Below are 26,362 nucleotides of genomic sequence, written 5' to 3'. Positions count from 1 at the left end.
CATCAATCTTAACGTATTTGTAACTTGTTTTTGTGTTGTCAGGAATCCCGGCAAGGGCGATCGCTCGTCTGAAGTAGTGGAAACCGAACTGCCCTGAAAGCCGTCAGGAGATGGGAGTGCTTTACTAAGGAGTCACATATAGCATAAATTAAAACTTGTCAAGCCTTTAGTCGAAGTAATCTTGAGGGGGCGGACTCCTGATAAGATCAGTCCTGGACGCACGGGTGGCCAGAAACCGGGTTTTTTTACGAAAATCCTTCGTTGGAGTCGCGAGATTAGGCAAAAAACCCGGTTTCTTTGGTAGGAATACGTCCAGGACTAAAGATATCTGAGTCAGGGCTGCATTGGTGTAGGATGTTCCTGTTTATTCACTCTTCATATATAACGATCGACCCTTGAGAAACCGTCTGAAGATTTCAAGACTCAGCATTAAAACAGTCTAGCCTACCCCATTGCCATCACTTGGCAACATTAAAAATTGAGTAAAGCGGGAGAGATATTCGGCCTTCCAATACAGACAGTCAATTAAACAACCTTGTAAGTTTAGATAATCAAAATGAAGTGCAATATTTGTGATTCTCCAACAAACAGCTTGGCTGCGGCTACGGTACTAAAAAAATATAACGTTGAGTATTTTCAATGCTCAAATTGTGGATTTGTTCAAACCGAGGAACCGTACTGGCTTGAGGAGGCTTATTCAGAAGCCATAGCTAGCAGCGACGTGGGAATGTTATCCAGAAGCACGATGTTCTCCACCGCAGCCAATAATATTATTTTTAATTTGTTTAATCACCGCGCTAATTTTTTAGACTACGGGGGCGGCTACGGTGTATTTGTTCGGATGATGAGAGATTTAGGATTTGATTTTTCATGGCATGATAAATATTGCAAAAATATATTTGCACAAGGCTTTGAAGCCGAGGCAAACAGCAGCTACCCCTACGAATTAGTCACAGCATTTGAAGTATTTGAGCATTTTGTTAACCCGCTGTCGGAGATCGAAAAAATCTTCAAATATTCTCGCAATATTTTATTCAGTACCAGATTGCTGCCAGCCAACAATCCCCAGCCCAGCGAATGGTGGTACTATGCCCTAGATGAAGGTCAGCACATTTCTATTTATACCACCAAGGCACTGTCTATAATTGCCGAAAAATTCAATTTAATTTTTTACTCTAACGGCGATTCTTTGCACCTCTTGACAGAAAAGGAAATCCCGCATCAACTTTTTCAAAGCTTATCATATTGCCAAGAGCCGGAATTAAAAAAAGCCTCATTACTCCAACATGATTACGAGGCAGCTTTGAGAAAAATTGCAGACACAGAGAAACGCAAATTAATGAAAAATCCAGCAGCCGTATCTCCTGAAAATTTAAAAAAGATTGTGATTGACGGCGTATTTTATCAGCTTAACAGCACCGGCATTGGTCGCGTCTGGACATCGCTGCTAGAAAACTGGGCAGAAAATGGTTTTGCTAAACAAATTCTAGTTCTTGACAGAGCGGGAACCGCCCCCAAAATTCCCGGCATCCAGTACCGGAATGTAGCCCGCTACGACTACAGCCAAACCGATGCAGACCGCCAAATGCTACAGCAAATCTGCGATGAAGAAAAAGCCGATTTATTTATTTCTACTTATTATACAACGCCTTTGTCAACGCGATCGGTATTCATGGCCTATGACATGATTCCCGAGTTGATGGGACAAAATCTTGCTCATTCCGAGTGGAGAGAAAAGCATTCCGGTATCCGCCACGCCTCAGCCTACATAGCTATTTCAGCAAATACAGCCCGCGATTTAGTTAAGGTTTTTCCGCAGATATCCTCAGCTTCTGTAGCTGTAGCGCACTGCGGAATAGACGCCAATTTCTCGCCAGCCGATAGAGAAGAAATCGCAGGTTTTAAGTCAAAGTACGGCATTGCTAAACCCTATTTTCTTTTGGTAGGCGAGAGGGTAGGCTGGCATGGTTACAAGAATGGGATATTATTCTTCAAAGCCTTTTCTCAACTTGCCAATAAGTTTGACTTTGATCTAGTCTGCACAGGCGGCAAACCTGTATTAGAACCCGATCTGCAATTGTATTGTTCTGGAATCACTGTCCGCACGCTGCAACTAAGCGATAGCGAATTGAGAGTTGCTTATTCGGGTGCTGCGGTATTAGTTTATCCGTCGAAATATGAAGGCTTTGGATTGCCAGTCGTCGAAGCCATGGCTTGCGGTTGTCCAGTCATCACTTGTCCAAACGGTTCGATTCCAGAAGTAGCAGGAAAAGCAGCGGTTTATGTAGATGGCGATGATGTCAGCGGGCTTGTCAATGCTTTGCGGGAAATACAGAAGCCTGCTGTCCGCAACTCATTAATTGCGGCGGGGTTAGAGCAAGCTAAGAAGTTTTCCTGGTCGAAAATGGCTGCAACTGTTAGCTCTGTTTTGGTTCAAGTAGCTGAGCATTCCCTTCAACCGCAAGCCGATCCAGCCTTACAGAGCGAATTATCGAATTATGACACATCGCAGCCTGTCCCGTCAGCTTTCAAAGTATCTGCGATCGTTTCTACCTACAATTCCGAAAAATTTATTCGCGGCTGCTTGCAAGACTTGGTAGATCAAACGCTGTACAAACAAGGCGAACTGGAAATCATTGTAATTAACAGCAACTCCGAACAGAACGAAGGAGAAATTGCACGGGAGTTTCAATCGAGATATCCCAACATAATTTATTGCCGGATACCACAGCGAGAAACCATTTATGCAGCTTGGAATAGAGGAATCGAGATGTCGCGCGGCAGATACATTACTAATGCGAACGCCGACGACAGACACCGCCCCGACGCATTGGAAATCATGGCTAATTATTTGGACTCGCAACCAAAAACTGCTCTGGTTTACGGCGATCAATTAATTACGAATGTTGTTAATGATACCTGGGTTGCGACGCAAGCTCAAACGCGGTGGAATTGGCCGGACTTTTCCTATGGGGAACTGGAACGACGCTGCATCATGGGTTCTGCGCCAATGTGGAGAAAATCGCTACACGAAAAACACGGCTATTTCCGAGCAGAATTGACGGCGGCTGGCGATTACGAATTTTGGTTGCGGGTGGGAAAAACCGAAAATATGTTCCGCATCCCGGAAATAATTGGGCTTTACTACCACAACGAGCAAGGTTTAGAACATGGTTCAGGGCGATCGCAACAAGAAACGCTTAAGATATGGAATGAATACGGCATCATCCGCCGAGGTATTAAACCCGCCACTACCCTCCCCGTTGCAATCTCTCCGTCACAGCTAAACGCCATGCCCTACCGCACGCCCGAACCAGCACTCGTCAGCATCATCATCCCCTGCTACAACCACGCCAATCTACTCAGAGAAGCTGTTGAAAGTGTTGCCAATCAAACCTATCAAAATTGGGAGTGCATCATTGTCAACGACGGCAGCACCGATGATACCAGCAACTTCGCAAATTATTTAATTCAATTGTATCCTCAAAAAGCGCTGCGCCTCATCGACAAACCCAACACAGGGCCCGCTGATTCCAGAAATGTTGGCGTTCAGAATTCCTCAGGAAAATTCATTTTATTCCTAGATGCTGATGATAAAATTCATCCCAAATTTCTAGAGGAGTGCGTTGAAGTTTTATCCGCGAAACCGGAGGTGGGTTTTGTCTATACAGATGTGCAGCACTTCGGCGCCAACTGCGATTTAGTTATCCACGGTGACTTTGACCCCAATAAATTTTTGAGAGACAATCAAGCCCCCGCTACTTCTTTATTTAGAAGAGAAATTTACGAGCAAGTAGGCGGCTTGAAAAAAGTGATGAAGCTGGGATGCGAAGATTGGGAATTTTGGATTTCTGCCTATGAAAAAGGCTGGTTAGGCGATCGTTTTCCTCAGCCTTATCTGTACTACAGGCAACATGGCGACGGCTCTAGCAGAACCCAAAAAATGGCGGGAGAACGCGAAAAGTTAGACTTGATGAGGGCTACAATTGTTCGCCTGCACTCTCAACTTTACAAACCCGAAGAAGTGCGTTGGTCAGAAAAAGTTTTGCAACAACACGGTAAGTTAATTGCTGATGAATTAGCTCAACTTAATACACCCGAACAGTTTTTAGCTTCCCTTCCTCAATACCTGGGAGAGTATCAAAAAGACCAAACGAATCAAGTTGCTCTCGCTCACATCCGCCACAGCCGCCGACAACTTGCCGATTATTTTGTGAATCTGCCCGCAGAACAACTAGAAACTGCCTACTCCGGTGAGGCAGGTAAGGCACATCAAATGCTGCTTAACAGCACTATCAAATATGAAGCGACAACAGATACTGAACAGAGTTTAATCGGTCAACTAGAAACACATCTATCCCAGGGAATTAAAACTCTGAAAGATGTTGGCTACTTACTAGCAGCCTCTCTCTACCGTCGTGCCGATCAGTTATTGCTAAAGTATGAAAATGCAGCTATACCCAATTGGTTTGTTAACGACTATCTCAAGTTTATGTTTACCGCGCCGACGCTCTTTCAAGAACTAGGAGAGGCTGACAATTATTGCCGCTACGTTCAGGGATGGGTTAGTTACGTGCACCGCAATATATTCCAAAACCAAAATTCACAAATTTGGCAGGAAATTGCCTGGTTTTTCACTCAAACCGCTAACTTTATCCCTTTGTATTTCAATAGCGAAAATCTCAAGCAAGTCTACACCAAACGGGCAGAAATTATTGAATTTGCGATGAAAAATCGCGGGGCTGCCATTGATTGCATTTTTCCGGCGAGGCCTGCAAACAGACAGAAAATTCGCGTCGGAGTTCTGACTAAGCATTTCGGGGCGATGACGGAAACTTTCGCGACTTTGCCTGCTTTTGAATATCTCAACCGAGATCAGTTTGAAATTATTTTGTATGCTATCAATTTGGATGGTAATAAATTAGAACAGTATTGCCAGAGTCGCGCGGATAGGCTGGTGCAATTGCCGAGTGATTTGCCAAGTCAAGTTCAGGCTATCCGCGCTGATGACTTAGATATTCTGTTGGTTGCTACGAATATTACTGCTGTCACTCATCCGATTAGTTTGCTGGCGCAGCATCGATTGGCGCGGGTACAAACTACTTGTTTTAATTCTCCTGTGACTACGGGAATGCGCCACGTTGACTATTATATTGCTGGCAAGTTGATGGAACCTGGCATTGAGGGATGCGCGCATTATCGCGAGGAATTAGCAACTATTGACGGCTTGGGTTGCTGTTTTAGCTATACCCTCGAACCCTATACTCCTAATGTTCAACTGACTAGAAATAGCCTGGGGATTTCTGAGGAATCGGTTGTGTTTATTTCCAGCGCTAATTTGTATAAGTTGGTGCCGGAGTTAAGGGAAACTTGGGCGAAGATTCTGGCGGCTGTTCCTAATTCTATCCTGTTTTTAATGCCTTTTGGCCCTAGCTGGACTAATTATTATCCTGGGGCGGCTTTTGTGAATAATATGCAAGGGATTTTTGCGAAGTATGGGATTGATAGTAAGCGTTTGCGGGTGGTGAAGGCTTTGCCGAATCGTGCGGATGTCAAGGAAGTTTTGAAGTTGGGTGATGTTTATTTGGATTCTTATCCCTATGCGGGGACTACTTCTCTTGTGGATCCGCTGGAGGTGGGATTACCGACTGTTGTCAGGGATGGTGATACTTTACGATCGCGCATGGGAGCGGCTGTGGTACGATCGCTCTTGATGCCCGATTTAATCGCCCGTGACGAGGCATCCTACATTCAGCTAGCCGTCAATCTCGCCACAAACCCGCAACTGCGGCAGCAAAAACGCCAGGAAATTCAGGAAAAAATGCAGGGCAATCCCGCCTGTTTTGACAGTGTGGCATACTCGGGGGCGATCGCGAAACTATTCCAAGAACTCTTTAGCAACTGGCAAACTAGCCACCTAGAAGCCTCGCGCAGCTTGCAGGATAGCATTCCCAAACAGCCAGACTTGGGCGATAAACTCTTGCATAACGTCCAGCTTTACCAAAGAAACTCATCAAACATCTCAGCAATATCCGAACTCCGCCAAATCCGCAAACAAATCGCTGATTTCTGGCTAAATGTTCCCACCGAAAACCTAGAAGCCACCTATAAAAGTGCTGACGGTAAAAGCTATCAAATGCTGCTGCATAGCTACTTTCAACATCAAGCGATGATGGAAGGCGAACAAATATTTTTGCAGCAACTAACCCAGATTAGCAAAGGATTAGTCCATCCTAAAGCTGTCAACGCCTTGCTCGCAGCAATGCTATATTTCCCGCCGGGAACCATGCGGATTCCCGACGCTCGCAACCGCTTGCCGCACTGGTTAATCGGCGATTACGAACAAGTTTTTGAAACAGAAGATACCGTCGAGAAGGAGTCAAGTTCTGACTTACTAGCTCAATACATTCAATCCCCGCAATTTGCAAATCAACTATTAGGATGCGTCAATCTTTACCGGATCGATCCGTCAGACGAATCGGTAGTTTTGGAACTCCGCCAAATCCGCAAACAACTGGCTGATTTTTGGCTGATTGTTCCCACAGAAAAACTAGAAAATGTTTACCGAGGGGAAGTTCGCAAAGCATATCAAGCAATACTTAGCTGCGGCTTGCAAGCCAAATCAATGACTGAAACCGAACACAACTTTTTGCAGCAAGTAACCGAAATTAGCAAAGGGTTAGTGCATCCTCAAGCTATCAATGCTTTGCTGGGTGGAATGCTGTACTTTGTACCAGGAAAAATGCGGGTTGCTGACGCTCACACCCGCTTGCCACACTGGTTGATTGACGATTACGAAAAAATCTTTGAAATCCCATTCGCGGACAATCAACAAACGATTGTCAACCAAGATTATCTCCCGCAGTTTCTCAATCAATTAACTGCTGCTGTGAATCTTTATGAAATTGACCCGACGGCGGAAATGGTAATAGCAGATTTGCGGGAAATTCGCAAGCAAATTGCTGATGTGTGGCTGAAGGTTTCCGGCGAACAACTTGAACTTTTGTACCGGAGCGATTTCGGTAAAGGTTACAAGGCAATGCTCGGGAGCGGATTTATTAACGAGCCGCTTACTGATACTGAACGTGCTGTTTTGAATTCGTTGGTGGGTGAGTTGAGTAAAGGGTTTGGAATGCCTCAGGCTGTGAATTATTTGTTGGCGGCGAGGCTGTTTTGTCGCGCTGGACAGTTGCAAGTTCAGGATGCGGATAGTTGTTTGCCTGAATGGTTGTTTGAGGATTACGAGCAGTTTGTTGGGGGTGCGATCGAGCTTGCTGTGAAGTAAACGGCTCTACAGCAGATTGCAGGTGCATGGAGTACAATTTAAATCTTAAGCACCTGCGAAACTCGTTGACAAACTGTCGCTGCTGCACTAAAACCCTAACCAACCTCGGAGAGATTTCTCCAGTCGCTCAGCATCAGAATCTGCTAATTTGCCAATCGTTCTTACAACTAAGCTTTCATGTACTGTATACAAACCTCGCTTGACTGCTGTAGCCACATTTAACCCTGCTATTGACCATTCAGCGAGTACGAACTCACCCTCAATTAAGGATGCAGTTTTGCTTGTCAATGGCACAATCATAATGTCTTGAGATACGTGTGGCGCACTCACAACAATTGCTGGTCTTACCTTAGAACTAGACAAGTTTGAAAAGGGATATCTAACCAAAATTATGTCATTTTTAGAGTAGCTGGGCATAGATATCATCCTCAGTATTATCCCAAACTGTATCTAGTGATGTTTGACTGGCTTGAAGCCAAAACTCAGCTTCTTCATCAGGTAAAACTGTTACTAATACTTTTGCCCCTTCGGGTAACTCTGATAACTCTAGCAGTTCAATTTTTCCTTGTCGAACAGTAGCCCAAAGTGTTTTCAGCATATCCACCTCATAAACTGTGCTTTACGCAATTTGCAGATTTTTGATACATTGTCGCACAATTACAACCTAAAACACATAGATCGAGGAAGTATTTAAGCCTGATTTAGGATTAATTCAAGACGAGTTCTGGATGTTGCGGCTCAAACAAAGGGCGAGTTACCTGACGCAGCAGCACTGTTTCTAAACTACCTTCTACTACATCTGCTGCTTCTATTTCTAATTCGCCCCACAAAAATCGATCGCCTTTATTTGGAATTTTACCGAAATTGTGGATCGCGAATCCGGCGATTGTTTGGTACGCTTGGTTGGTTGGCAGGTTTAACCCGAGTTTTTCGTTAACTGCTGTTACTTCCCAGACGCCGGAAATTAGGGCTGAATGAGCGTCTTTTTCAATCAGAGTTGCTTCGGAAGCTGGTAGCAGCGATTCTGACTGTTTACTGGTAATCCAACCTGTCAGCAGCCGCACCGTACCGTTGAGAATTGCTAGCAGCGGCCAGAGTATTTTCGAGCAGATTTCGAGGGCGGGCATCAGTAACAAAGCTGTGCGTTCTGGGGCGTGGGTTGCTAATACTTTGGGGATGAGTTCTCCTAATACTATCTCGATGTATGTAACGAAGATGAAAGCTACGGGAACTGCGATCGAATGCGCCGTCAGCATCGCGGGAAAATGACCGATCGGCAATTTGTCGATCCAGGGCTCGATCCAGTGTACAGTCGCACCCTCGCCCAACCATCCCAACAGCAGACTTCCGGCTGTTGTGCCTGTTTGAGTCACCGACAGGTAATGCGGTATGTTGTTCTGCGCTTGATGGACGAGTTCGGCGGTTTTCGCGTTTGGGCGATCGCGCAACTGGGCGAGTTGACGGATTTGATGGCGATCGGCTGATACTAATGCTAGTTCTGACGCCACAAAAAACGCGATTAAAAGTGTTAAGCCCAGCAACATTGCTAATCTCAGCAGTGTTTCGGCGACTTCTATTTCCAGACAAGTAAGGTTATTCAAGATAGATATCTAATCTGATAGATGTTTAGGTTAATCATTTCATCTTAGCTTGCAATTCAGATAGATTGACGGCTCCACATATCGGATATCCGCACTACGGGTCTTCGTAAGGTGTGCATTGCACACCCTACAAATAGATAAAAAAAGCAATTTGCCATCCATAAATCTATCTTCTGGCCGACGAGAAAAAACTCATAACATATTACAATGCCTTTGTGAAGCATAAGTATAAGGAAACCAAAGGTAGTGAACTTAAAAACAGTCATATCGCTGCTAAAACAAACTTTTACTGAATGGCAAGAAGATAAAGCACCAACCCTAGCCGCCGCCCTAGCCTATTACACAGTTTTTTCCCTCGCCCCGCTGCTAATTATCGTAATTGCGATCGTCGGTTTAGTCTTTGGTGCAGACGCAGCCCAAGGTCAAATCGTCGCCCAACTCCAAAGTTTAATCGGCAAAGATGGCGCTCAAACTGTCCAAGAACTAATCCTTAAAGCTTCCGAACCCAAGTCGGGAATGATTGCTACTATAGTTGGTCTCGCTACACTTTTGTGGGGCGCTTCCAATGTATTTACTAACCTCAAAGAAGCTCTCAATACTATTTGGAATGTTTCACCGCCTCCGGGACGCGGCATTTGGGGATTTTTGCAAGACCGCGTATTGTCTTTTGCGATGATTTTAGGCATCGGTTTTTTACTGCTAGTATCTTTAGTCCTTAGCGCCATTTTAGCTGCCGTCAGCTATTGGTTGAACGGCTGGTTGCAGTTACCTGTTGGCATTTGGCAGATTGTGGACTTTGCTATCTCGTTTGGCGTAGTTACGCTGCTTTTTGCCTTAATTTACAAACTTTTGCCCGATGTCGATCTTGCCTGGAATGATGTTTGGATCGGCGCCGCCATCACCTCAATGCTGTTTACGATCGGCAAATCCCTAATAGGAGTTTACCTGGGAGGTAGCGGTATTGCCTCTACCTACGGTGCTGCTGGATCGTTCGTAATTATCCTGCTTTGGATTAATTATTCCGCTCAAATTCTGTTCTTAGGTGCCGAGTTTACCCAAGTTTGGGCTAACCGATACGGCTCTCGAATGCGAGGTTCGCGAAATAATACCCTGCACAGCGAAAAGGGGGAATCCTCCACACGCAAACATCGAAAAAATTCTTAACATTTGACAATTGGGAAATTTGAGGTTAAAGTCTATCCCCGGCTTTGATAAAAGCAAGAGCGAAGCAGCCAGAAAGCGGAAGGCGGAAGGAAAGAAAAATTTTGAAGGCAATAATTTATCTTTCTCTTCGAGCGCCATGTCAAATTCTGTCTTTGGGAAGATTTACTTCTGCTTTCTCCACAGTTCAAATTATTTATCGCGACAGGTGAAAATTTTACCTCCGACTGACTGGATCGGCTCGAACAGCAAGCTGAAAGCTGGTTCGAGTTTGACAACTGCTCAAATCCGGGAAATTCTCTTCACCCTCGTTCATTTCCATTTAGATTATCTAGAGTTTTAGCTGCTGCTGGTCTCTGTCAGCAGAAGGAAGTCGTTTGTCAATTTTTCCAGTGAAATTATCCCTGAGGGATGATTTATCGATCGCCTATTTTGACTTTAATAACAATTAGCAGCTACATTTCATTCCCCGCGCAGTAGCCAAAATCGCACATTAATCGGCTTTCAACAGTTGACAGTTGACAGTTGACAGTTGACAGTTGACCCCAAGAGAGCAACGTCTACCTAAAAGGAAAAGGATTGGAGTAATGAATAGTCTGATTTTAATTTCTCCCTCACTCGTGTTCCGGCTTTCAACCAATTCTTTCTGGTAAGTTTTTTTAAATTTTGGTAAACAATCATGATTTCATTAACAAAAAAACGCATCGCCCTGATCTCGGTACACGGCGATCCGGCTGTGGAAATTGGCAAAGAAGAAGCGGGCGGGCAAAACGTTTACGTGCGTCAAGTAGGAGAATCTTTGGCGAAACAAGGATGGCAAGTTGATATGTTCACCCGCTCATCCGATCGCGAACAAGCAAGTATTGTCCAGCACAGCCCCAATTGCCGGACAATTCGCCTCGTAGCAGGGCCGCAAGAATTTATTCCCCGCGATGCACTTTACGGATATTTGCCAATTTTTGTTCGCGAATTTCAGAGGTTTCAGTTAGAGTCAGGCTTTCAATATCCCTTAGTTCACACGAATTACTGGCTGTCTTCTTGGGTGGGAATGGAGTTGAAAAAATCGCAACCCCTGCGACAAGTTCATACTTACCATTCTTTGGCAGCAGTAAAATATAAGTCGGTTTCGACAATTCCGATGATTGCCAAAACCAGGCTGCACGTGGAAAAAACTCTTCTGGAAACAGCCGATCGCGTGGTGGCTACCAGTCCCCAAGAAAAAGAGCACATGAGGTCTCTGGTGTCCTCAAAAGGCAATATAGACATCATTCCCTGCGGTACCGACACTCAGCAGTTTGGGTCGATCGCGCGATCGGAGGCCCGCCGCCAGTTGGGAATAGCGCCAGAAACCAAAGTGGTGTTGTACGTCGGCCGTTTTGACCCGCGCAAGGGCATCGAAACCTTAGTCCGCGCCGTCAGTCTGTCGGCGCTGCGAGGCAAAGGGGATTTAAAACTGATCGTTGGCGGTGGCTGGCGCGAGGGGGAATGCGACGGAAAAGAGCGCGATCGTATCGGCAGCATCGTTGAAGAATTAGGCTTAAGCGACATTACCAGCTTTCCGGGCGGCTTGAGCCGAGACATTCTCCCCGCCTACTACGCCGCCGCCGATGTCTGCGTCGTTCCCAGCCACTACGAACCCTTCGGTTTAGTCGCCATTGAAGCGATGGCCTGCCGCACGCCCGTAGTCGCCTCCGACGTGGGAGGGCTGAAATATACCGTAGTGCCGCGAGAAACCGGTTTGCTGGCGCCGCCGAAAAATGAAGCAGCCTTTGCAAGTGCGATCGATCGGCTGTTAGTTGACTCAGTATGGCGCCAGCAACTCGGACAAGCAGGCAGAATGCGCGTCCAAGCCAATTTCAGTTGGGACGGTGTGGCCTCCCAACTCGGTCAACTTTACACTCAACTGCTCGAAAAAGCGGCGATGAAACTTGACCCCGTGAGCGCTTAGTAGTATCACTTAGTATGGTTGAAGCCTGTTTCCCTCGATCCCTATCCATCTCATCTATAAACTGGGAACCTTCAACTAGAAGTGATATGAGGAGGTACTCTTGTACGCATCAGAACATCTGGGAAGACATCTGCTTCGTATGTCCGACCAAGAGCTAATTCGTCTGTGGGTAAACCGCAAATCTACCCCCAGCAAGCGCTTTAGCTGGCAGGCCGCCAACGGTTTTCAACTGTTTGTAGAAAAACCTTTGGCAGAAGTGACTCTGACAGATATCCAGACTTTCGCCGCAGCGATGAGGGCTCGCAAAGTTCCACCCCGTTTCTACAAGCAAACCTTGCTAGCTCTAAAATCGCTGTTCGCCTTCGGCCAGCAAACCGGAATCTTGCCCGCAGCTATCCCCCTCTACGCGTGGCCGGTGCGAGAGCACAGCCAGCAGTACAAACAACTCCGTTTGAGGCTGGGGTGGGGTTTGTGCATTTGTTTGTGCTTTTTTTTGGGTAGAATGACCCCAAAACTTTGGGGGCAAACAGTCTCGGCAGAAATGTCGCCACCTCCAAAACGCCTGACTGCCTCGGCAGAAAGCTCGCCGGCTTCGGCATCAGAAGCGTTGCCGAAAGTTGCAACTGACGAGCCACCAGACAAAGGAGATCGGAACGACGATAACGAGGATAATATTGAGCGCGATCGGGTAAAAGCATTTCTCGACACCATCGCCAGCGCCGAAGGCACCGCTGCTGCCGATGGCTACCACACCCAGTACACAGGAACCAAATTTGCCAGTTTCAGCGACCATCCCAGGGAAATGAGATGCGGCCGTCGCTACGGCAAAAAACTCTGTTCCGACGCTGCGGGGCGGTATCAGTTTCTCAGCACAACTTGGGACAGATTCGCCAAAAAATTCGGTGTCAAGGATTTCAGTCCAGAAAATCAAGACCTAATGGCTATAGAGTTAATTCGAGAACGAGGTGCATTAGAAGATATAAAAGCGGGTCGATTGGAGCCAGCAGTCAGAAAACTCGCTTACATCTGGCCTTCTTTTCGGCGTTTTGGCGGTTCCGTGGACTCGTCGCTGCCCAAACTCGAAAAAATGTACCTGCACAATTTAGGGATTTATCGCCCAGAATTGGTTGTTAGCAATTAGTTGACAGTCCGAGGACGAGTTGGAATTTGCGATTTTGGATAAAATTTTGAGTTCCAAAATTCAAATTTGGGGAGTTATGGGTGATGTCTATTTTTGGGGAAACTAGAGGGAAGAATGAGCAATTCCCATTACCTATTATCAATATAATTTATCTGTCAACTGTCAACTGTCAACTGTCAACTGTCAACTGTTTAAGCTAATTTTCCATCTTCCATGTTAACGATGCGATCGGCAATATCCAAAATTCGGTTATCGTGGGTCACTAACAAAATAGTACAACCTTGCTCTTTAGCAAGTTTCTGCATCAAATTGACCACTTCGCGCCCGGATTTGCTGTCCAGGGCGGCTGTCGGTTCATCAGCTAAGACAATTTGCGGGCGACTAACTAAGGCACGGGCGATCGCAATTCTTTGTTTTTGTCCGCCCGACAAGTCATCGGGATAATAGTTCAGCCTATCTTCTAGTCCTACTAATTCTAGCATTTGCCCAGAGCGATCGCGCATTTCGACACGGGACAAATTGCCGTGAACTTCCAAACCCATTTGGACATTTTGCAGCGCCGTCAAACTGCGGTGCAAGTTGTGGGCTTGGAAAATATAGCCAATGTTACGCCGCGTCTTTACTAATTTATCTTGGCTGGCATTGCACATCTCTTGACCGAGAATTTTCAGACTGCCAGATTGACCCGATCGCAATCCGCCAATCAATGTCAAAAGCGTGGTTTTTCCCGAACCGGAAGGCCCGGTCATCAGGACAATTTCACCTGCATATATTTCTAGGTTGATATCAAAAAGTACCTGTTTTTGCAGTTGACCTTGACCAAAGTAGTGGTCGAGTTTGTGCATGGAAATTACAGGCTCGGAAATCTGTAGGTTGGTGGTTGTGGGGTTAACAAGAGTGGATTTCATAAGTTAAGGATTCGGATTTTTTTAACCACAGAGGGCGCAGAGAACACAGAGAAAGATCAGAGAGAGATGAATAATTGGGATTAAAAAATGTCGGCGGGGTCGGCTGCTTGCAGTTTACGAGTGGCAATAGCTCCTGAAATACTGCACATAACCATGTTCAAAATTAATACTGCTAATGCTCGACCTATGGTCATGTATAAGGGTAAATTTGTAGCTTGACGAGTCACATGATATAGTGCTACAGAGACTCCTACTCCAGGTAAAAAACCGAGGACAGAAAGAATAATAGCTTCTTCAAAAACAATGCCGAGCAAGTAAATATTGCGGTAGCCCATTGCTTTGAAAGTAGCGTATTCTGCCATATGGTCGCTGACATCGGTTGACAGAACTTGATAAACGATAATTACTCCTACTACGAAACCCATCGCTACACCCAAGTTAAAGACAAAGCCGATCGCAGTATTTTTAGCCCAATAATTTTTCTCGAACTCGATAAATTCTTGTTTGGTCAAAACCTTGACATCCGACGGCAAATATGCTTTTAAAACTTGTTGGACTTGCAGCGAGTCGGCACCGGGTTGCAGTTGAATTAATCCGGCATTTACGCTTGCAGAATCCTGTCGGGGAAACAGGCGTAGATAATTTTGATCGCTGGTGATTAAAGCTCCGTCAGCGGCAAAAGATGCTCCAACTGTAAATAAACCGCCGATCGCAATTGTGCGCCGATCGATCTCAGTTTTAACAGATTGTCCCTGATTAATTTGGGCGATAGACCCTTGATAATCTCCCCTTGAAGCTCGGTCAAATAACACAGTATCCGGCAATTTAATCAAGTTCAAATTTTTGTTGACTTCTGGCAGGTCAAATGCAGGGCGATCGGGATTAAATCCCAACACCATAATCGACGTTTCCTGCCTAGTTTCGGGATTTTTCCAGTTGGCAATTTTCACGTAAAGTGGATCGGCTGATTTCACACCAGGTACATTCATCGCCTGATATAATCTGCGTCTTGGGAAAGAAGATAAATTCAGCAAATTCCGGCCTTGGGGATTCATCAAAACTAAGTCTGTTTGCAAAGTTTGGTGCAGGCGCGTATTGCTACTGTAAAGCGCATTTTGAAATCCCAACTGCATGAACATCAAAACGTCAGCAAAAGCAATTCCTGCTACTGCAACCGCCATTCGTCCTTTGTCGTGACTCAGTTGCAACCATCCGAGAGGAGTTCTGTTTCTTAACTGTTGTAAAGGTTTAATTAGTCCAATCATATCTCTCTTCTCTTCCTCTGTTTTCTCTGTGTCCTCTGCGCTCTCTGCGGTTAAAAAAATCTTAATTCTTAATTCCCGCCGATCGCAACTTTGACTTGCAAATTGGTCAATCCCGCTACTTTCTGACTGGAAGCGGCATCCAAACGCACTTTCACTTCCACAATTCGAGCATCAATATTCGCAGAAGGATCGGTGTTAACAATGTTTTGCCGCTGCACCTGCAAACCGATATATTCTACTTTTCCCTGCAATTCGCCCTGGAAAGAATCGCTAGTAATTTTGGCTGGCTGTCCAATCCGTACTTTGTCCACATCGCTTTGGTAGATTTCAGCCACCGCCAGCATTTCGCGAGTTTGTCCAAGTTCGACAATGCCATCGTTTCCCACTTTTTCCCCAGGATACGTGTGAATTTTCAGGACTTGAGCATCTCTGGGAGCGTGGATGTAAGCTAGAGCTAAATTGGCTTTGGCTTGTTTGGCGGCGGCTTGGGCGGAACCGACTTCGGCGGCGGCTGCTTCTATGTCAACGGGGCGCACTTCGGCGATGCGATCGAGATTTGCTTCCGCTTCGCCGATTTGCTGCTGTCGAGATTCCTGAATTTGGCTGAGTTTCGCTTGCGCTTCATTAATTTGTTGTTGGCGAGATTGCTGAATTTGATTCAGTTTGGCTTGCGCTTCGTTAATTTGTTGTTGGCGAGATTGCTGAATTTGATTCAGTTTGGCTTTTCCTTCGTTGAGTTGCTGTTGGGCTGTTTCGGTGGCGAGGGTTTTGCTGTCGCTAGTTGAGGCAGAAATTGCTCCTTGTTGGTACAGTTGCGAGTAGCGTCGCTGTTCGTTTGTAGCGTTGCGGAGTTCGGCTTCTATGCGAGCAATTGCTGCTTGTTGGGTTTGAATTTCCCCTTGCTGTTCGGCTTTTAGGCGCGCAATGGTGGCTTGTTGGGCTGTAATTTCGGTGCTGCGATCGACTTCTAAGCGAGCAACGATCGCCTGTTGCGCTGCGATCTCGTTACTGCGATCGGCTTCTAAGCGGCCAATAGTGGCTTTCTGGGCTTGAATTTCGCCATTTTTGGCTCCTGCTTTCACTTTTGCGAGATTTGCCTGGGAAACGCGTACTTGTTGTTGAGCTTGGTCAAAGGCTGCTTGCTGGCGATCGCGATTGTCGAGAATTGCGATCGTCTCACCTGTTTTCACTCTGTCTCCTTCTTTTACCAGGAGTCGATCGATCCTGCTTCCATCCGCCGCCCCAGATCCCGAAACTTTAATCACTTCTCCCCTCGGTTCCAATCGCCCCAAAGCTGTCACTGTGGTTAATTGGGATGCTGCGACGGCTGCTGCTGCGGTTGCTGCGTTGGGATCGGGAAGGCGCGATCGCCAGATCGTGTAACCAGTAGTTCCCCCAGCCGCCAGAGTGAAGAACGCTGCTACAACTAGGAGTTGTTTAACTAAGGGTGAATTGGAAGATAAGCTTTCTGCTGTTAATCGGTGTACCATGACACACCTCATGATTTGGGTAGGTAAAAACTAAACGGTTTAGTTCATACTTGAATACTAAACCGTTCAGTATAATGATGTCAATACCCGAAGCAAAAATTACAGAAACCAGAGATGGCCAGGACAAAACCAATCGAACCCGACGGAACATTAGGTGACAAAAGCGAGCAAATCCTGCAAGGTGCGATGCAAGAATTTTTAACCCACGGCTACGCGGGTACGAGTATGGACAAGGTAGCCAAGACGGGGGGAGTTTCCAAAGCCACGGTTTACAGCTACTTTCAAGATAAGGAGGGATTGTTTGCAGCCTTGGTGCAGTGGCTGGCGCGAAAAAAAGTCCATTTTACAATTCTGGATGAAGAACCCGCCGTAGCGCTGCGATTCATTGCCACAACTATATTGGATCAGGCGACGCACGAACCCGAATTTCTCAATTTCGTCAGGCTAGTGATTGCGGAGTCGGGGCGTTTTCCCCAGCTAGCGCAGACTTTTGTGAGAAACTTAGCTAAACCGGGTATCGATCGGCTGACTGAATATTTAACATTGCATCCAGAGTTAAAATTGTCCGATCCGGAGGCGACGGCGCGGATTTTTATTGGCTCTCTGGTATATTTCCAGTTAACGCAGGAGATGATGCACGGTAAAGATATTATGCCCATGGAGCGCGATCGAGCGATCGACGCTCTGCTGCACTTGATTTTGCCTGCGGAGTTAAATTCCTAGTGCGATCGAATGTTGATGGGAAGATGGGTGATGGGGTTAATTTTTGAGGTTTTGAGTAGTCGCTTTGGGAGTATCTCAGTTTAGCATTTCATAGTGCGAGCGGGGACGCTCGCTAGCCTTGCACCGATCGCGAGCGGGGACGCTCGCACTATAATAAAAATGCTTTTTTCAAAAAAGAGATGCTCCCGTCGCTTTCCCTCTCCCTTTCCCCCATCATTTGAGCTTTCAAACTTTGCTGTCAACTGTCAACTGTCAACTGTCAACCAACCTTTCCCTCAATTCAGCATCCGATAACTGTGGCAGTTGTTCTACAAACAATGTCAATTCTGCGATCGGCAAAGCCAATAAATTAGTCACGGCCTGGGGCCGAATCTCCTCCAAGTTAGTAACAAACATTTTCAATACACTTTCAGCTAACAACTTGACCGCTTCTTGCCGCCCCGATTCATCGACTGTCAGCATCGATATTGCCAGCAACAAAACCGTAAAATCCGCAGCAAACAACTTGGATATTGGAGATAGAAAAACAGTCATTTTCGGGCTTAATTCTCCAAATCGAACTCGCAGAAAATTTTCCAAGATTAACCGCTGTTGTTCTTGTCTGCCTCGTTCTAGCCCTCGTTCTAGCCCTTGTTCCAGTCCTCGTTCTAGCCCTCGTTCTAGCCCTTGTTCTAATCCTTCTTCCCTAGCTTGTTGCTGTGCAGCTTGTATTTGTTCTCGAAAAAGTGGTGCAATCGCCATAATTAACTCCCGCTCTTCTGGCTCTAATTTCTGTGGGATATCAGCTACTAAATTTGACTGTAACCGATACAATAATTCTAGCGCAGTAATCCGCAACGGATCGTCCGTTGCTAAAACGCTCATTTGGGCGATCGCCCTTTCCTGCACTTTCCCTTTGCCCAAAATCCTCAACCACAGAGTTTCGGGAGTTTCTGGCAACTGGTGAATCACCACAATTGCCGATTCCCAATGCCCCGGCAAAAAATAAATTCCTTCAACCCAATTTTGCGAGTTCGGTATCGCACCAAAACCCTCTACCAATGCTTTCGATGCTGTAGGTGTTAAAATCCACAGTCTGGGCAACTCAGCATCATCAGAGGGAGTATTTTTTCTTTTAGCCCCCCGCTGCAATTCACCTCGCAAATTCCACAGCTTAATGATACAGCTAATCGCCTCGACCACATTTATTGGATTGCGAAACGGTTCAAAAATAGCAGTTGTACCAGCCATTTTCCCCAACAATCCTAGATTTTCGGAGTATTCGGGAATTGGGGTACCAGGAGTGAAGTAAACATCGATTTCTCGGACTTCGCTTGTCACATCGCGACCGACATTCACCGTACCGATCGGCGACAGCAATTCTTCCAGAAATTCTTTAGCAAAGCGATCGTGAATAAATCGCGTCATATAATTAAGACAATTTTTTATGAGTTGATTTTAGCATATTTCCAAGATATTTATTAAGCGAATTTCAACTTGAAACACTAAATAAATTCTTGAGTCTTTTTCTCACCCAATCTACAGGATTTACCTCATCTTCTTCTTGTACATCTACCAATTCCATTTCTCGCAGTTGCTGCTGTTTCTCCTTTAGTTCTTCATGTTTGACTATTTCTTGAATAATCCGTTCGGATAAATCTGGCCGTTCTAAAATCTTTTGTAATCCTTCTTTATTGATAGCAAACACAATAGTTTCTTCCAAAGCTTTCACCGAAGTAGTTCTAGGAATTCCCAGTATCAAAGAAAGTGTGCCAAAAAACTTGCCCCTACCCAGATGAGTCAGTTCCTTATCAGTTGCTGCGATAAACACTTCTACTGAACCAGAAAGAATCATATAAAAAGCATCTCCTGGGTCGTTTTCTCGGAACAAAAATTCTTGCGATTGCAGCCGTTGCCGATAGCCAACTTCCATGAGTTGTCGCAATTCTATATCGTTCAAAGTTTCAAAGTATTTTACCTGTCGCAACAAACTACTGAGGGAAGATAACTGTTTGCTTTCCTCTCCAACAAAAAGCATTCTTTTTGCGAGTTTATTAGATGTTTTGACATTGAATGGAAAATTGATTTCCTCCTGGCGAAAATGATACTCGATCGCAAAATTTAAAGAACTTTTAATAACTTCTCGATCCGTTGGTCGATCGGTCCACACTAAAAGTTCAAATTTAAAGCAATCATTGCCAAACTCGGCAAATAATACTTTCGGATTTGGTTCGTACAATACTCCTGCTTCTGTATAAGCAATGTTTAAAAGAGTTTCTGTTACTAACAGCGGGTCACTATTTCCGTCTACTTTTATCGAAAGTCGCAGGCAAAGTGTCGAATTTTCGTAACTCCTATTAACAATTTTGTTGCTAATCATATTACTGTTGGGAACTATGACGCTGGAGTCGTCGTTGGTTTTGATAATAGTCGATCGAATCGAGATTTTTTTGACTACTCCCATCAATCCTTCTAATTCCACGAAGTCTCCCACTTTGACAGGTCGATCTAAAAGCAGCGTTAGTCCGCTGACAAAATTGGTGGTTAAATCTTGTATTCCGAAACCAATTCCTACTCCCAATCCGCCCGCAATTACTGCAAAAGAAGCAAGGTTAAATCCTATTCCTTGGATCGCAATTATCACTCCCAGTGCTATGATTAAATAGCGCAAAATAACTGCTATGGCTTCCTGATTCCCCTCATCAATTCCTAGTTTTACGAGCAAGCGCTCTTTCAGAAAATCAGTAAAAGTTCGCGATACGATCAGCACAATCATGAATGATATTATCAGTTCCAGAAGCGATCGCAGCGATACAGAATTTTCCCCTATCTTAAATAAGGTTGCTGTAAAGAGCTGGAAAAGATTAGTCAGTAGTTCTTGGGGTACTGTATTCATTCTTATTTCAGAAAAATATTTGTATAACCAGCATTAAACCAGCTTGTAGTAAGGACTCAAGTCCTTAGTCCCAAGTTAGACAAAAAAGGAATGAAGTCCTGACTACAAACTTTTATTAATTTCTCGCCGATCGCGCGGGCGACAGGGTGTTCCCGTGCAAACAAAGCCGGCTGGCATATTTTCAAACACGCTGCTGCGAGCTCCGATTAAGGCATTTGCACCGATCGCAACACCAGGGCCAATGAAACAGTCGGCGGCAATCCAAACGCCGTTATTAATGATAACAGATGCTGTTATTAACCCAAAGGCTGGGTCTTGGGGGTCGTGAGTGCCGGTGCAGAGGTAACTTTTTTGAGAAATGACGCAGTGTTTGCCGATCGCAATTCGATCCAAACTGTACAATACAACATCATCTCCGATCCAACTATAATCACCGATTTCAATTTTCCAGGGATAGGTAAAACGAGCCGTAGGGCGGATAATTACCCCAAAACCTATTTTCGCACCAAATAACCGCAACAACGCGCTTCTGATGCTATTACAAGGATGTGGAGTGAGGGGAAATGCGATCGCCTGCACCAACCACCAAAGCAAAATTAGCCAACCACGTCTTCCGCGATCGAAATTTGATTGGTTGTACAGCCGCAAATCAATTAAAGATTCGCCTGTTAAAATATTTGGTTGGTTGTCGCCAATTGGACGATCGTTGATTTCAGGATTTGGGGAATTTGCGATCGGATGCGGCGGTTCCGGGTCGGGACTTGGCGTATAATGAGTCATCTAATGTTTGATTGAAAATCGAGTTTAGCTGTAAGGATTGCTGCATGATATTTCCAGTTGGGGACAATTTTAACCCTGAAAACACCAAGAATCTCGCACAATGCGACAATCCCAATCCCAGAATTGCCAAAGTGCGACTTTTACAAACAGCTTTGGTACTGCTTAGTAGCTTTTTTGTAGCAGAGTTAATCGCCGCCATCAACTCTCACAGTTTATCCCTATTGGCAGATGCTGGTCATGTTTTGTCTGATGTAGCAGCTTTAGCGATCACATTAACTGCGACTTGGTACTCGTCAGTAAAAAGAAGTAAATCGGTGGATTGCGCGATCGCGCGATCGGCAATTCCTGCACGGGGAGAAATCATAGCAGCCTTAGTTAATAGTATCAGTTTAGTAGCGATCGCGCTTTGGATTGCAGCAGAGTCGATCGCCCGCTTGCTGTCCCCAACCCCCGAAGTAGAAGGACTCCCGATGTTAATTACCGCAATAGTCGGTTTAAGCATCAACTCAATCAATGCTTGCTGCTTGCACTCCTGCTGTCACGGCGACTTGAACCTCAAAAGCGCCTTTTTGCACGCCGTTGCCGATATTTTTTCGTCGGTTGGAGTAATTTTAGCTGCGATCGCCGTAGCGTGGCTGCATTGGAATTGGGCTGACGGATTAATCAGCTTGCTAGTATCAGCATCAATCATTTTATTAACTCTACCATTGCTAATTGAAAGCATCCAGTTGCTGCTAGGAAATGTATCAGCAATATCCGCAATTCAACAACCTTGCGACTGCGAAAAAGTGAGCGCCGAAAAATTGCTGTTTCCATCTCTTGAAGAACTAATTAAATGATGCCTCCTCATCTGCGTTCATCAGCGTACATCTGCCACCATCTGCGGTTCACAATCAAAGAAACCGGGTTTTTGACCCCCGCGCTGTCTCCCACATCCAACCGGGGTTAAAACCCCTGGCTAATAGCGAAAGTCGGTTGAAACCGACTGAAAAGCTGAGATAAAAATCAAAAACTCTTTAGTCCTCTTCAGAGGACTTTCGCTATGAGACAGGGGTTTCAACCCCGGTTGGACTATGAGGCTAACCGAGGTTTTTGGTCGCCCGCACACAATCAAAGAAACCGGGTTTTTTCCCAAATCTTTGCACTGTAACGAAGTCTGTCGCAAAAACCCGGTTTCTGGCCACCCGTGATACCCTTTTTGTTGCTTTATAATAAGCATATCGGATATCTCTTAGTCCGCGTAGGCGGACTTCGTTTCTGTAGCTGCGGTTTCAACCGCCGAACCATCGAGGTAGTAACTCACAGCCCCCTCGGTGAGTCAGATTAAATCATTTGAAAATTCAGGGGAAGTTGCCTGTGTTGGAGCTATAATCAAGCATTATAAATTTGAAGGTGATTCCCAATGGATGATAGTCGCACTCAAGCTTACCTAAATCTGATTAAATTGCTGCTGGCTGATCGAACACAAAAAAATGAAGTTTTGAACGCCAATCAAGAACTGATTGATGTCGGATTAGTACATACTATGAGACAAGTAATAGACTGGCTTGCGGCTCAAGGAGATCAAAGTGCAGCAGATTTTTTAGAAGATATAGCAAATCAACTGGCTACTCAGATTGGTGCGGTCACTTTTAAATGGTGTGGAGATTTTTTATTAGAAATTTTCAATAAAATTGAAACAAGCAATAGTAATCAAGAGGAATTGTATTCTTTCTTAGAAGGAAAGGAAGATAAATTAAATATAGATTTTCTGTACACATTAAAAGTTTATGCAGACAAATATTTAAAAAACGAAGACTTAGAAAACCATCAAGGTCTTGCAGGAGTCATTTTCAATTTTAGTACCTTGATTCAAAAGTTTCCGTTAGGCGATCGATCGCTCAACCTAGAAATTGCTATTGCAGGTTATGAAATAGCTAGTGAGGTATATACCTACAAGGACTTTCCTGAAGATTGGGCAGAAACTCTTAACAACTTGGCTGTTGCTTACGTACAAAGAATTGAAGGATCGAAAGCAGAAAATATTGAGGTAGCGATTCAATGTTTAAACGATGCTTTAAGAGTCCATATTCGTGAAGACTTTCCCGAACGCTGGGCAAAAATTCAAATTAATTTAGGAATTGCTTACACACACCGAATTAAAAAGTCAAAAGCAGAAAATTTTGAAAGCGCAATTAAATACCATCAAGCTGCATTGGAAGTTTATACCCGCGAGAAAAATGATTATGAATGGGCAAGAATTCAGCATAATTTAGGAATAGCTTACAATGGTAGACTGCGGGGAGAGAAAGCAGATAATGTGGAAAAAGCGATTGAATACTATTTAGCGGCGTTAAAAGTTCGCACCCGTGAAAAATATAAACGAGTATGGGCAATGACTCAGCTTAGTCTGGGCTATGCTTATGATTGCAGACTTCGTGAGTCTAAAGCAGAGAATACTGAACAGGCGATCGAATGTTATAAAGCTGCATTAGAGTTTTATACTCATGAGACTCAACCTGAACAATGGGCAAAAATCAAACAAAATTTAGGACTCGCATACTCAGACAGAAGTCGAGAAGATCAAAAAGAAAATATAGAGAAAGCAATCAAATACTATCAAGCTGCACTGACAGTTTATACTCGTACATCATATCCTGAAGACTGGGCAAAAGTTTATAGTAATTTAGCAGGTACTTACCTAAAAAGAATTCGCGAAAGTAAAGAAGAAAATATCGAACGTGCAATTGAATGTTGCGAGGCGGCTTTACAAGTTTATACTTATGAGGATTATCCCGAAAGTTGGGCTAATACTCTGAATACTCTAGGCTCAGGATATACAGATAGAAGTCGGGAAGACACATCAAATAATTTGAAGCTGGCTATCGCTAATTTTGAATTAGCGGCAACAGTGGCGACTCGTGAAAATTTTCCTTACAGATGGGCAGTAATTCAATTTAATTTAATAATGGTTTATTATCAATTAAAACGACTTGATGCAATGATTGAATGCTTTAATTTAGCCTCAGAAATCTTTACCCCTACATCTTTTCCAAAAGAATCTTTTAACTTATGGGCTTTCTTAGGTGAATACGGTTTTGTTAGTAAACAATGGACAGCAGCTTGGCAAAGTTACTCCAATGCAATAGCAGCAGTCGAACAAAGTCGGGAATGGGCAACCAACGAAGCAGCCCGTCAAGAAATCCAATTGAACGCCATTGATGTCTATATCAAAATGGTGCAAGCCTGCATCAATGACGGACAAATAGAAAAAGCCCTCGAAACCGTCGAACGCAGCAAATCCCGCAACTTAGTCGAATTACTGGCAAATTCCGAACTCGAACCCAATGGCGCTAGTGATTCACTCAAAGAGGAATTACGCAGGCTAAGAAAAACAACCTTTTCAATACGGCAATCACTAGCCCAAGTAGATAATAACAGCACATTTAATCGCGATGGTTTCCAGGGATTTCGTAGCAGCGAAACATCCAGCTACAACCGCGAGTATATCGCCCAACAGCGCGAACTCCTGCAAGAATATCAGCGTCAACTCGACGTAGTTTTCGCCCAGTGTCAGGAACTAGATCCCGCCTTCACCCTCACTCAAGAAGTCAAACCTATTACCGTTGCCGAAATCCGCGATTTGATTGACTCCCACACCGCTATTTTAGAGTGGTACATTGGCACAGATAGTTTCCAAATATTCATCGTCACCCAGTCGAGTTTGGAAGTTGTGCAGTTTGACAAAGCCGAATTAGAAAAACTGGAAGCGTGGAATCAGCAATATCTCGAAGCCTTATTTAACGACACCAAAACCTGGCGAAAAAATCTTTCCGAGTCGCTGAGTAATCTTTCCAAAATATTGCGCCTCAATGAAATTCTCAATCATCCCGCCTTAGACAATTGTGACTCCCTGATTTTAGTTCCCCACCGCTATTTGCATCTATTCCCCCTTCATGCGTTATCAGTTAGCCAACAAACTTGGTTGCGATTTAATCAAAAAACTCCCCATCTCCAACCCCCCGCCAAACCTTGTCTGCTTGATTGCTTCAAAAAAGGCGTGCGATACGCCCCCAGTTGTCAACTCCTACAACGGGTACAACAGCGAGAACGCCCACCCGCCGATACCCGCGCCCTTTTTGCCATCCAAAACCCTACCGAAGACCTTGCCTACACTGATATAGAAGTAGAAGTCATCAAACAGGCCTTTAAACCCGCCGACATTTTAATCAAACAACAAGCCACCAAAACCGCCCTCATCGACAACCTAGAAACCCTCGCCCAAGCGCACTACGTCCACTTTTCCTGTCACGGTTCCTTTAATTTCCAGACACCCCTAATTTCATCCCTAATCCTAGCAGGAGCGATAGAATCAACAGACTCACCCAACCCCAGCGGGCAAAAATCCCTCCGATTGCGTTCCGGGGGACAAGCCAACCCCGCCAAATGTCTAACTCTGCAAGACATCTTTGCTACACTGAACTTACCTAATTGCCACCTCGTCACCCTCTCCGCTTGCGAAACGGGGTTGACAGATACAACCAAGCAAAGTGATGATTGTATTGGTTTGGCTACAGGCTTTTTGTATGCTGGTAGTCAAGGGGTAGTCTCCAGTTTGTGGTCAGTCGATGACTTCGCCACTGCCTATCTAATGATTAAATGCTACGAAAATCTGGCAACCGCTGATATGGCAATAGCTATCAATACTGCCCAAATTTGGCTGCGAGATGCTACTCAATCTAAATTACTAGAATGGATTGGTGAATTAAAATTAGATTCAAAGTCAACCCAAGATATCAAAGGTTTCCTTGGAAGTTACGATTCTGACGAAAAACCATTTGAAAGCCCATTTTACTGGGCTGCATTTTGCGCTATAGGAAACTAAAAATTATGACTACAAATCCTCTATTATTAGCTTTTCCAAACTTTGTGAAAAGCGAATCAATTGAAATAGACTGTTTAAGAGAATTGGAGCAAGCCTTAGAATCTGTTAGCAGCGAACCTTCGCAAAATATAGAGGAAACTCTGAATACATGGTTACGAAAACACAAAGATATCAGAGAACAGCTTAGGGAGTTTGTACCAAATAACAAAGAAGTTACTAAAGTTAAAGCTCAACCCAAAACTGGGGTCGCTAACGTCTTTCAAGAATTAAGTAAAGAAGTCAAACAAAAACTCAAAGAGATCGAAAACGGCAAATAACTTT

The 26,362-nt window shown here is 44.8% G+C and carries 18 protein-coding genes; 9 read left to right on the top strand and 9 right to left on the bottom strand.

The genetic code is table 11. The annotated features are described in order from the left end of the window. Nucleotides 1-556 precede the first annotated feature (556 nt). Nucleotides 557-7,285 carry a glycosyltransferase gene (locus JGK22_RS04535; protein ID WP_293312426.1) on the top strand — a complete coding sequence of 2,243 codons (6,729 nt, stop codon included), beginning with the start codon at nt 557-559 and terminating at the stop codon, nt 7,283-7,285. Nucleotides 7,286-7,372: 87 nt separating this feature from the next. Here the strand turns inward: JGK22_RS04535 and JGK22_RS04530 are convergent, their stop codons facing one another. From JGK22_RS04530 to JGK22_RS04520, 3 genes are all read right to left on the bottom strand, one after another. After that, entirely contained in the window at nt 7,373-7,702 is a 330-nt protein-coding gene (locus JGK22_RS04530; protein ID WP_293312424.1) for a type II toxin-antitoxin system PemK/MazF family toxin, read from the bottom strand. Then, nucleotides 7,686-7,883, bottom strand: a complete 198-nt coding sequence (locus JGK22_RS04525) for a hypothetical protein (protein ID WP_293312422.1) — start codon at nt 7,881-7,883, stop codon at nt 7,686-7,688. The genes JGK22_RS04530 and JGK22_RS04525 overlap by 17 nt, the downstream gene beginning before the upstream one ends. 109 nt (nt 7,884-7,992) lie before the next feature. After that, on the bottom strand, nt 7,993-8,886 hold the full coding sequence (locus JGK22_RS04520) for a CNNM domain-containing protein (protein ID WP_293207111.1): 894 nt from the start codon (nt 8,884-8,886) through the stop codon (nt 7,993-7,995). A gap of 246 nt (nt 8,887-9,132) precedes the next feature. Here JGK22_RS04520 and JGK22_RS04515 point away from each other — a divergent pair, with 246 nt between their 5' ends. The 4 genes from JGK22_RS04515 to JGK22_RS04500 all read left to right on the top strand — a co-directional run bounded on the left by JGK22_RS04515 (nt 9,133) and on the right by JGK22_RS04500 (nt 13,136). Continuing rightward, entirely contained in the window at nt 9,133-10,050 is a 918-nt protein-coding gene (locus tag JGK22_RS04515; protein WP_293178785.1) for a YihY/virulence factor BrkB family protein, read from the top strand. 19 nt (nt 10,051-10,069) lie between these two features. Next, entirely contained in the window at nt 10,070-10,390 is a 321-nt protein-coding gene (locus JGK22_RS04510) for a hypothetical protein (protein WP_293178782.1), read from the top strand. A 336-nt stretch (nt 10,391-10,726) separates the two neighbouring features. Next, nucleotides 10,727-11,995: a glycosyltransferase family 1 protein gene (locus JGK22_RS04505; protein WP_293312420.1), complete on the top strand. Its 1,269-nt coding sequence runs from the start codon at nt 10,727-10,729 to the stop codon at nt 11,993-11,995. Between the two features lie 139 nt (nt 11,996-12,134). Next, the gene (locus JGK22_RS04500) at nt 12,135-13,136 is read left to right on the top strand and encodes a glycoside hydrolase family 104 protein (protein WP_293312418.1); all 1,002 of its coding nucleotides are present in this window, start codon (nt 12,135-12,137) and stop codon (nt 13,134-13,136) included. 191 nt (nt 13,137-13,327) lie between these two features. Here the strand turns inward: JGK22_RS04500 and JGK22_RS04495 are convergent, their stop codons facing one another. From JGK22_RS04495 to JGK22_RS04485, 3 genes are all read right to left on the bottom strand, one after another. Further along, on the bottom strand, nt 13,328-14,044 hold the full coding sequence (locus JGK22_RS04495; RefSeq protein WP_293178773.1) for a DevA family ABC transporter ATP-binding protein: 717 nt from the start codon (nt 14,042-14,044) through the stop codon (nt 13,328-13,330). Between the two features lie 80 nt (nt 14,045-14,124). Then, nucleotides 14,125-15,309 carry an ABC transporter permease DevC gene (gene devC / locus JGK22_RS04490; protein WP_293178770.1) on the bottom strand — a complete coding sequence of 395 codons (1,185 nt, stop codon included), beginning with the start codon at nt 15,307-15,309 and terminating at the stop codon, nt 14,125-14,127. A 68-nt stretch (nt 15,310-15,377) separates the two neighbouring features. After that, nucleotides 15,378-16,799 carry a biotin/lipoyl-binding protein gene (locus JGK22_RS04485; protein WP_293178767.1) on the bottom strand — a complete coding sequence of 474 codons (1,422 nt, stop codon included), beginning with the start codon at nt 16,797-16,799 and terminating at the stop codon, nt 15,378-15,380. Between the two features lie 114 nt (nt 16,800-16,913). On the opposite strand from JGK22_RS04485, the gene JGK22_RS04480 reads away from it, so the two are divergent. Continuing rightward, nucleotides 16,914-17,522, top strand: a complete 609-nt coding sequence (locus JGK22_RS04480; protein ID WP_293178764.1) for a TetR/AcrR family transcriptional regulator — start codon at nt 16,914-16,916, stop codon at nt 17,520-17,522. Between the two features lie 252 nt (nt 17,523-17,774). Here JGK22_RS04480 and JGK22_RS04475 read toward each other — a convergent pair whose 3' ends face one another. The 3 genes from JGK22_RS04475 to hpsU all read right to left on the bottom strand — a co-directional run bounded on the left by JGK22_RS04475 (nt 17,775) and on the right by hpsU (nt 21,177). After that, complete coding sequence (locus tag JGK22_RS04475) at nt 17,775-18,929, bottom strand: flagellar assembly protein H (protein WP_293178761.1); 1,155 nt, start codon at nt 18,927-18,929, stop codon at nt 17,775-17,777. A 64-nt stretch (nt 18,930-18,993) separates the two neighbouring features. Then, nucleotides 18,994-20,397, bottom strand: coding sequence for a mechanosensitive ion channel domain-containing protein (locus tag JGK22_RS04470; RefSeq protein ID WP_293178758.1), 1,404 nt, complete (start codon nt 20,395-20,397; stop codon nt 18,994-18,996). A gap of 102 nt (nt 20,398-20,499) precedes the next feature. Next, the gene (gene hpsU / locus JGK22_RS04465; RefSeq protein ID WP_293178755.1) at nt 20,500-21,177 is read right to left on the bottom strand and encodes a hormogonium polysaccharide biosynthesis acetyltransferase HpsU; all 678 of its coding nucleotides are present in this window, start codon (nt 21,175-21,177) and stop codon (nt 20,500-20,502) included. Nucleotides 21,178-21,221: 44 nt separating this feature from the next. Between hpsU and JGK22_RS04460 the strand changes: the two genes are divergently transcribed. From JGK22_RS04460 to JGK22_RS04450, 3 genes are all read left to right on the top strand, one after another. After that, a complete protein-coding gene (locus JGK22_RS04460) occupies nt 21,222-22,016 on the top strand; it encodes a cation diffusion facilitator family transporter (protein WP_293207386.1) in 795 nt (264 codons plus the stop codon). Between the two features lie 563 nt (nt 22,017-22,579). Then, nucleotides 22,580-26,041, top strand: coding sequence for a CHAT domain-containing protein (locus JGK22_RS04455; protein WP_293207384.1), 3,462 nt, complete (start codon nt 22,580-22,582; stop codon nt 26,039-26,041). A gap of 5 nt (nt 26,042-26,046) precedes the next feature. Next, complete coding sequence (locus JGK22_RS04450) at nt 26,047-26,358, top strand: hypothetical protein (protein WP_293207382.1); 312 nt, start codon at nt 26,047-26,049, stop codon at nt 26,356-26,358. Nucleotides 26,359-26,362 lie beyond the last annotated feature (4 nt).

The organism is Microcoleus sp. PH2017_08_TRC_O_A, from assembly GCF_020738665.1.
GTDB lineage: Bacteria > Cyanobacteriota > Cyanobacteriia > Cyanobacteriales > Microcoleaceae > Microcoleus.
This window is presented reverse-complemented; position numbering and strand designations above follow the sequence as displayed.

Coding starts and splice junctions, on each gene's coding strand:
- JGK22_RS04525 (WP_293312422.1), bottom strand. CDS start 7,883: ATGCTGAAAACACTTTGGGCTACTGTTCGACAAGGAAAAATTGAACTG.
- hpsU (WP_293178755.1), bottom strand. CDS start 21,177: ATGACTCATTATACGCCAAGTCCCGACCCGGAACCGCCGCATCCGATC.
- JGK22_RS04460 (WP_293207386.1), top strand. CDS start 21,222: ATGATATTTCCAGTTGGGGACAATTTTAACCCTGAAAACACCAAGAAT.
- JGK22_RS04530 (WP_293312424.1), bottom strand. CDS start 7,702: ATGCCCAGCTACTCTAAAAATGACATAATTTTGGTTAGATATCCCTTT.
- JGK22_RS04470 (WP_293178758.1), bottom strand. CDS start 20,397: ATGAATACAGTACCCCAAGAACTACTGACTAATCTTTTCCAGCTCTTT.
- JGK22_RS04535 (WP_293312426.1), top strand. CDS start 557: ATGAAGTGCAATATTTGTGATTCTCCAACAAACAGCTTGGCTGCGGCT.
- JGK22_RS04495 (WP_293178773.1), bottom strand. CDS start 14,044: ATGAAATCCACTCTTGTTAACCCCACAACCACCAACCTACAGATTTCC.
- JGK22_RS04505 (WP_293312420.1), top strand. CDS start 10,727: ATGATTTCATTAACAAAAAAACGCATCGCCCTGATCTCGGTACACGGC.
- JGK22_RS04455 (WP_293207384.1), top strand. CDS start 22,580: ATGGATGATAGTCGCACTCAAGCTTACCTAAATCTGATTAAATTGCTG.
- JGK22_RS04500 (WP_293312418.1), top strand. CDS start 12,135: ATGTCCGACCAAGAGCTAATTCGTCTGTGGGTAAACCGCAAATCTACC.
- JGK22_RS04450 (WP_293207382.1), top strand. CDS start 26,047: ATGACTACAAATCCTCTATTATTAGCTTTTCCAAACTTTGTGAAAAGC.
- JGK22_RS04475 (WP_293178761.1), bottom strand. CDS start 18,929: ATGACGCGATTTATTCACGATCGCTTTGCTAAAGAATTTCTGGAAGAA.
- devC (WP_293178770.1), bottom strand. CDS start 15,309: ATGATTGGACTAATTAAACCTTTACAACAGTTAAGAAACAGAACTCCT.
- JGK22_RS04485 (WP_293178767.1), bottom strand. CDS start 16,799: ATGGTACACCGATTAACAGCAGAAAGCTTATCTTCCAATTCACCCTTA.
- JGK22_RS04480 (WP_293178764.1), top strand. CDS start 16,914: ATGGCCAGGACAAAACCAATCGAACCCGACGGAACATTAGGTGACAAA.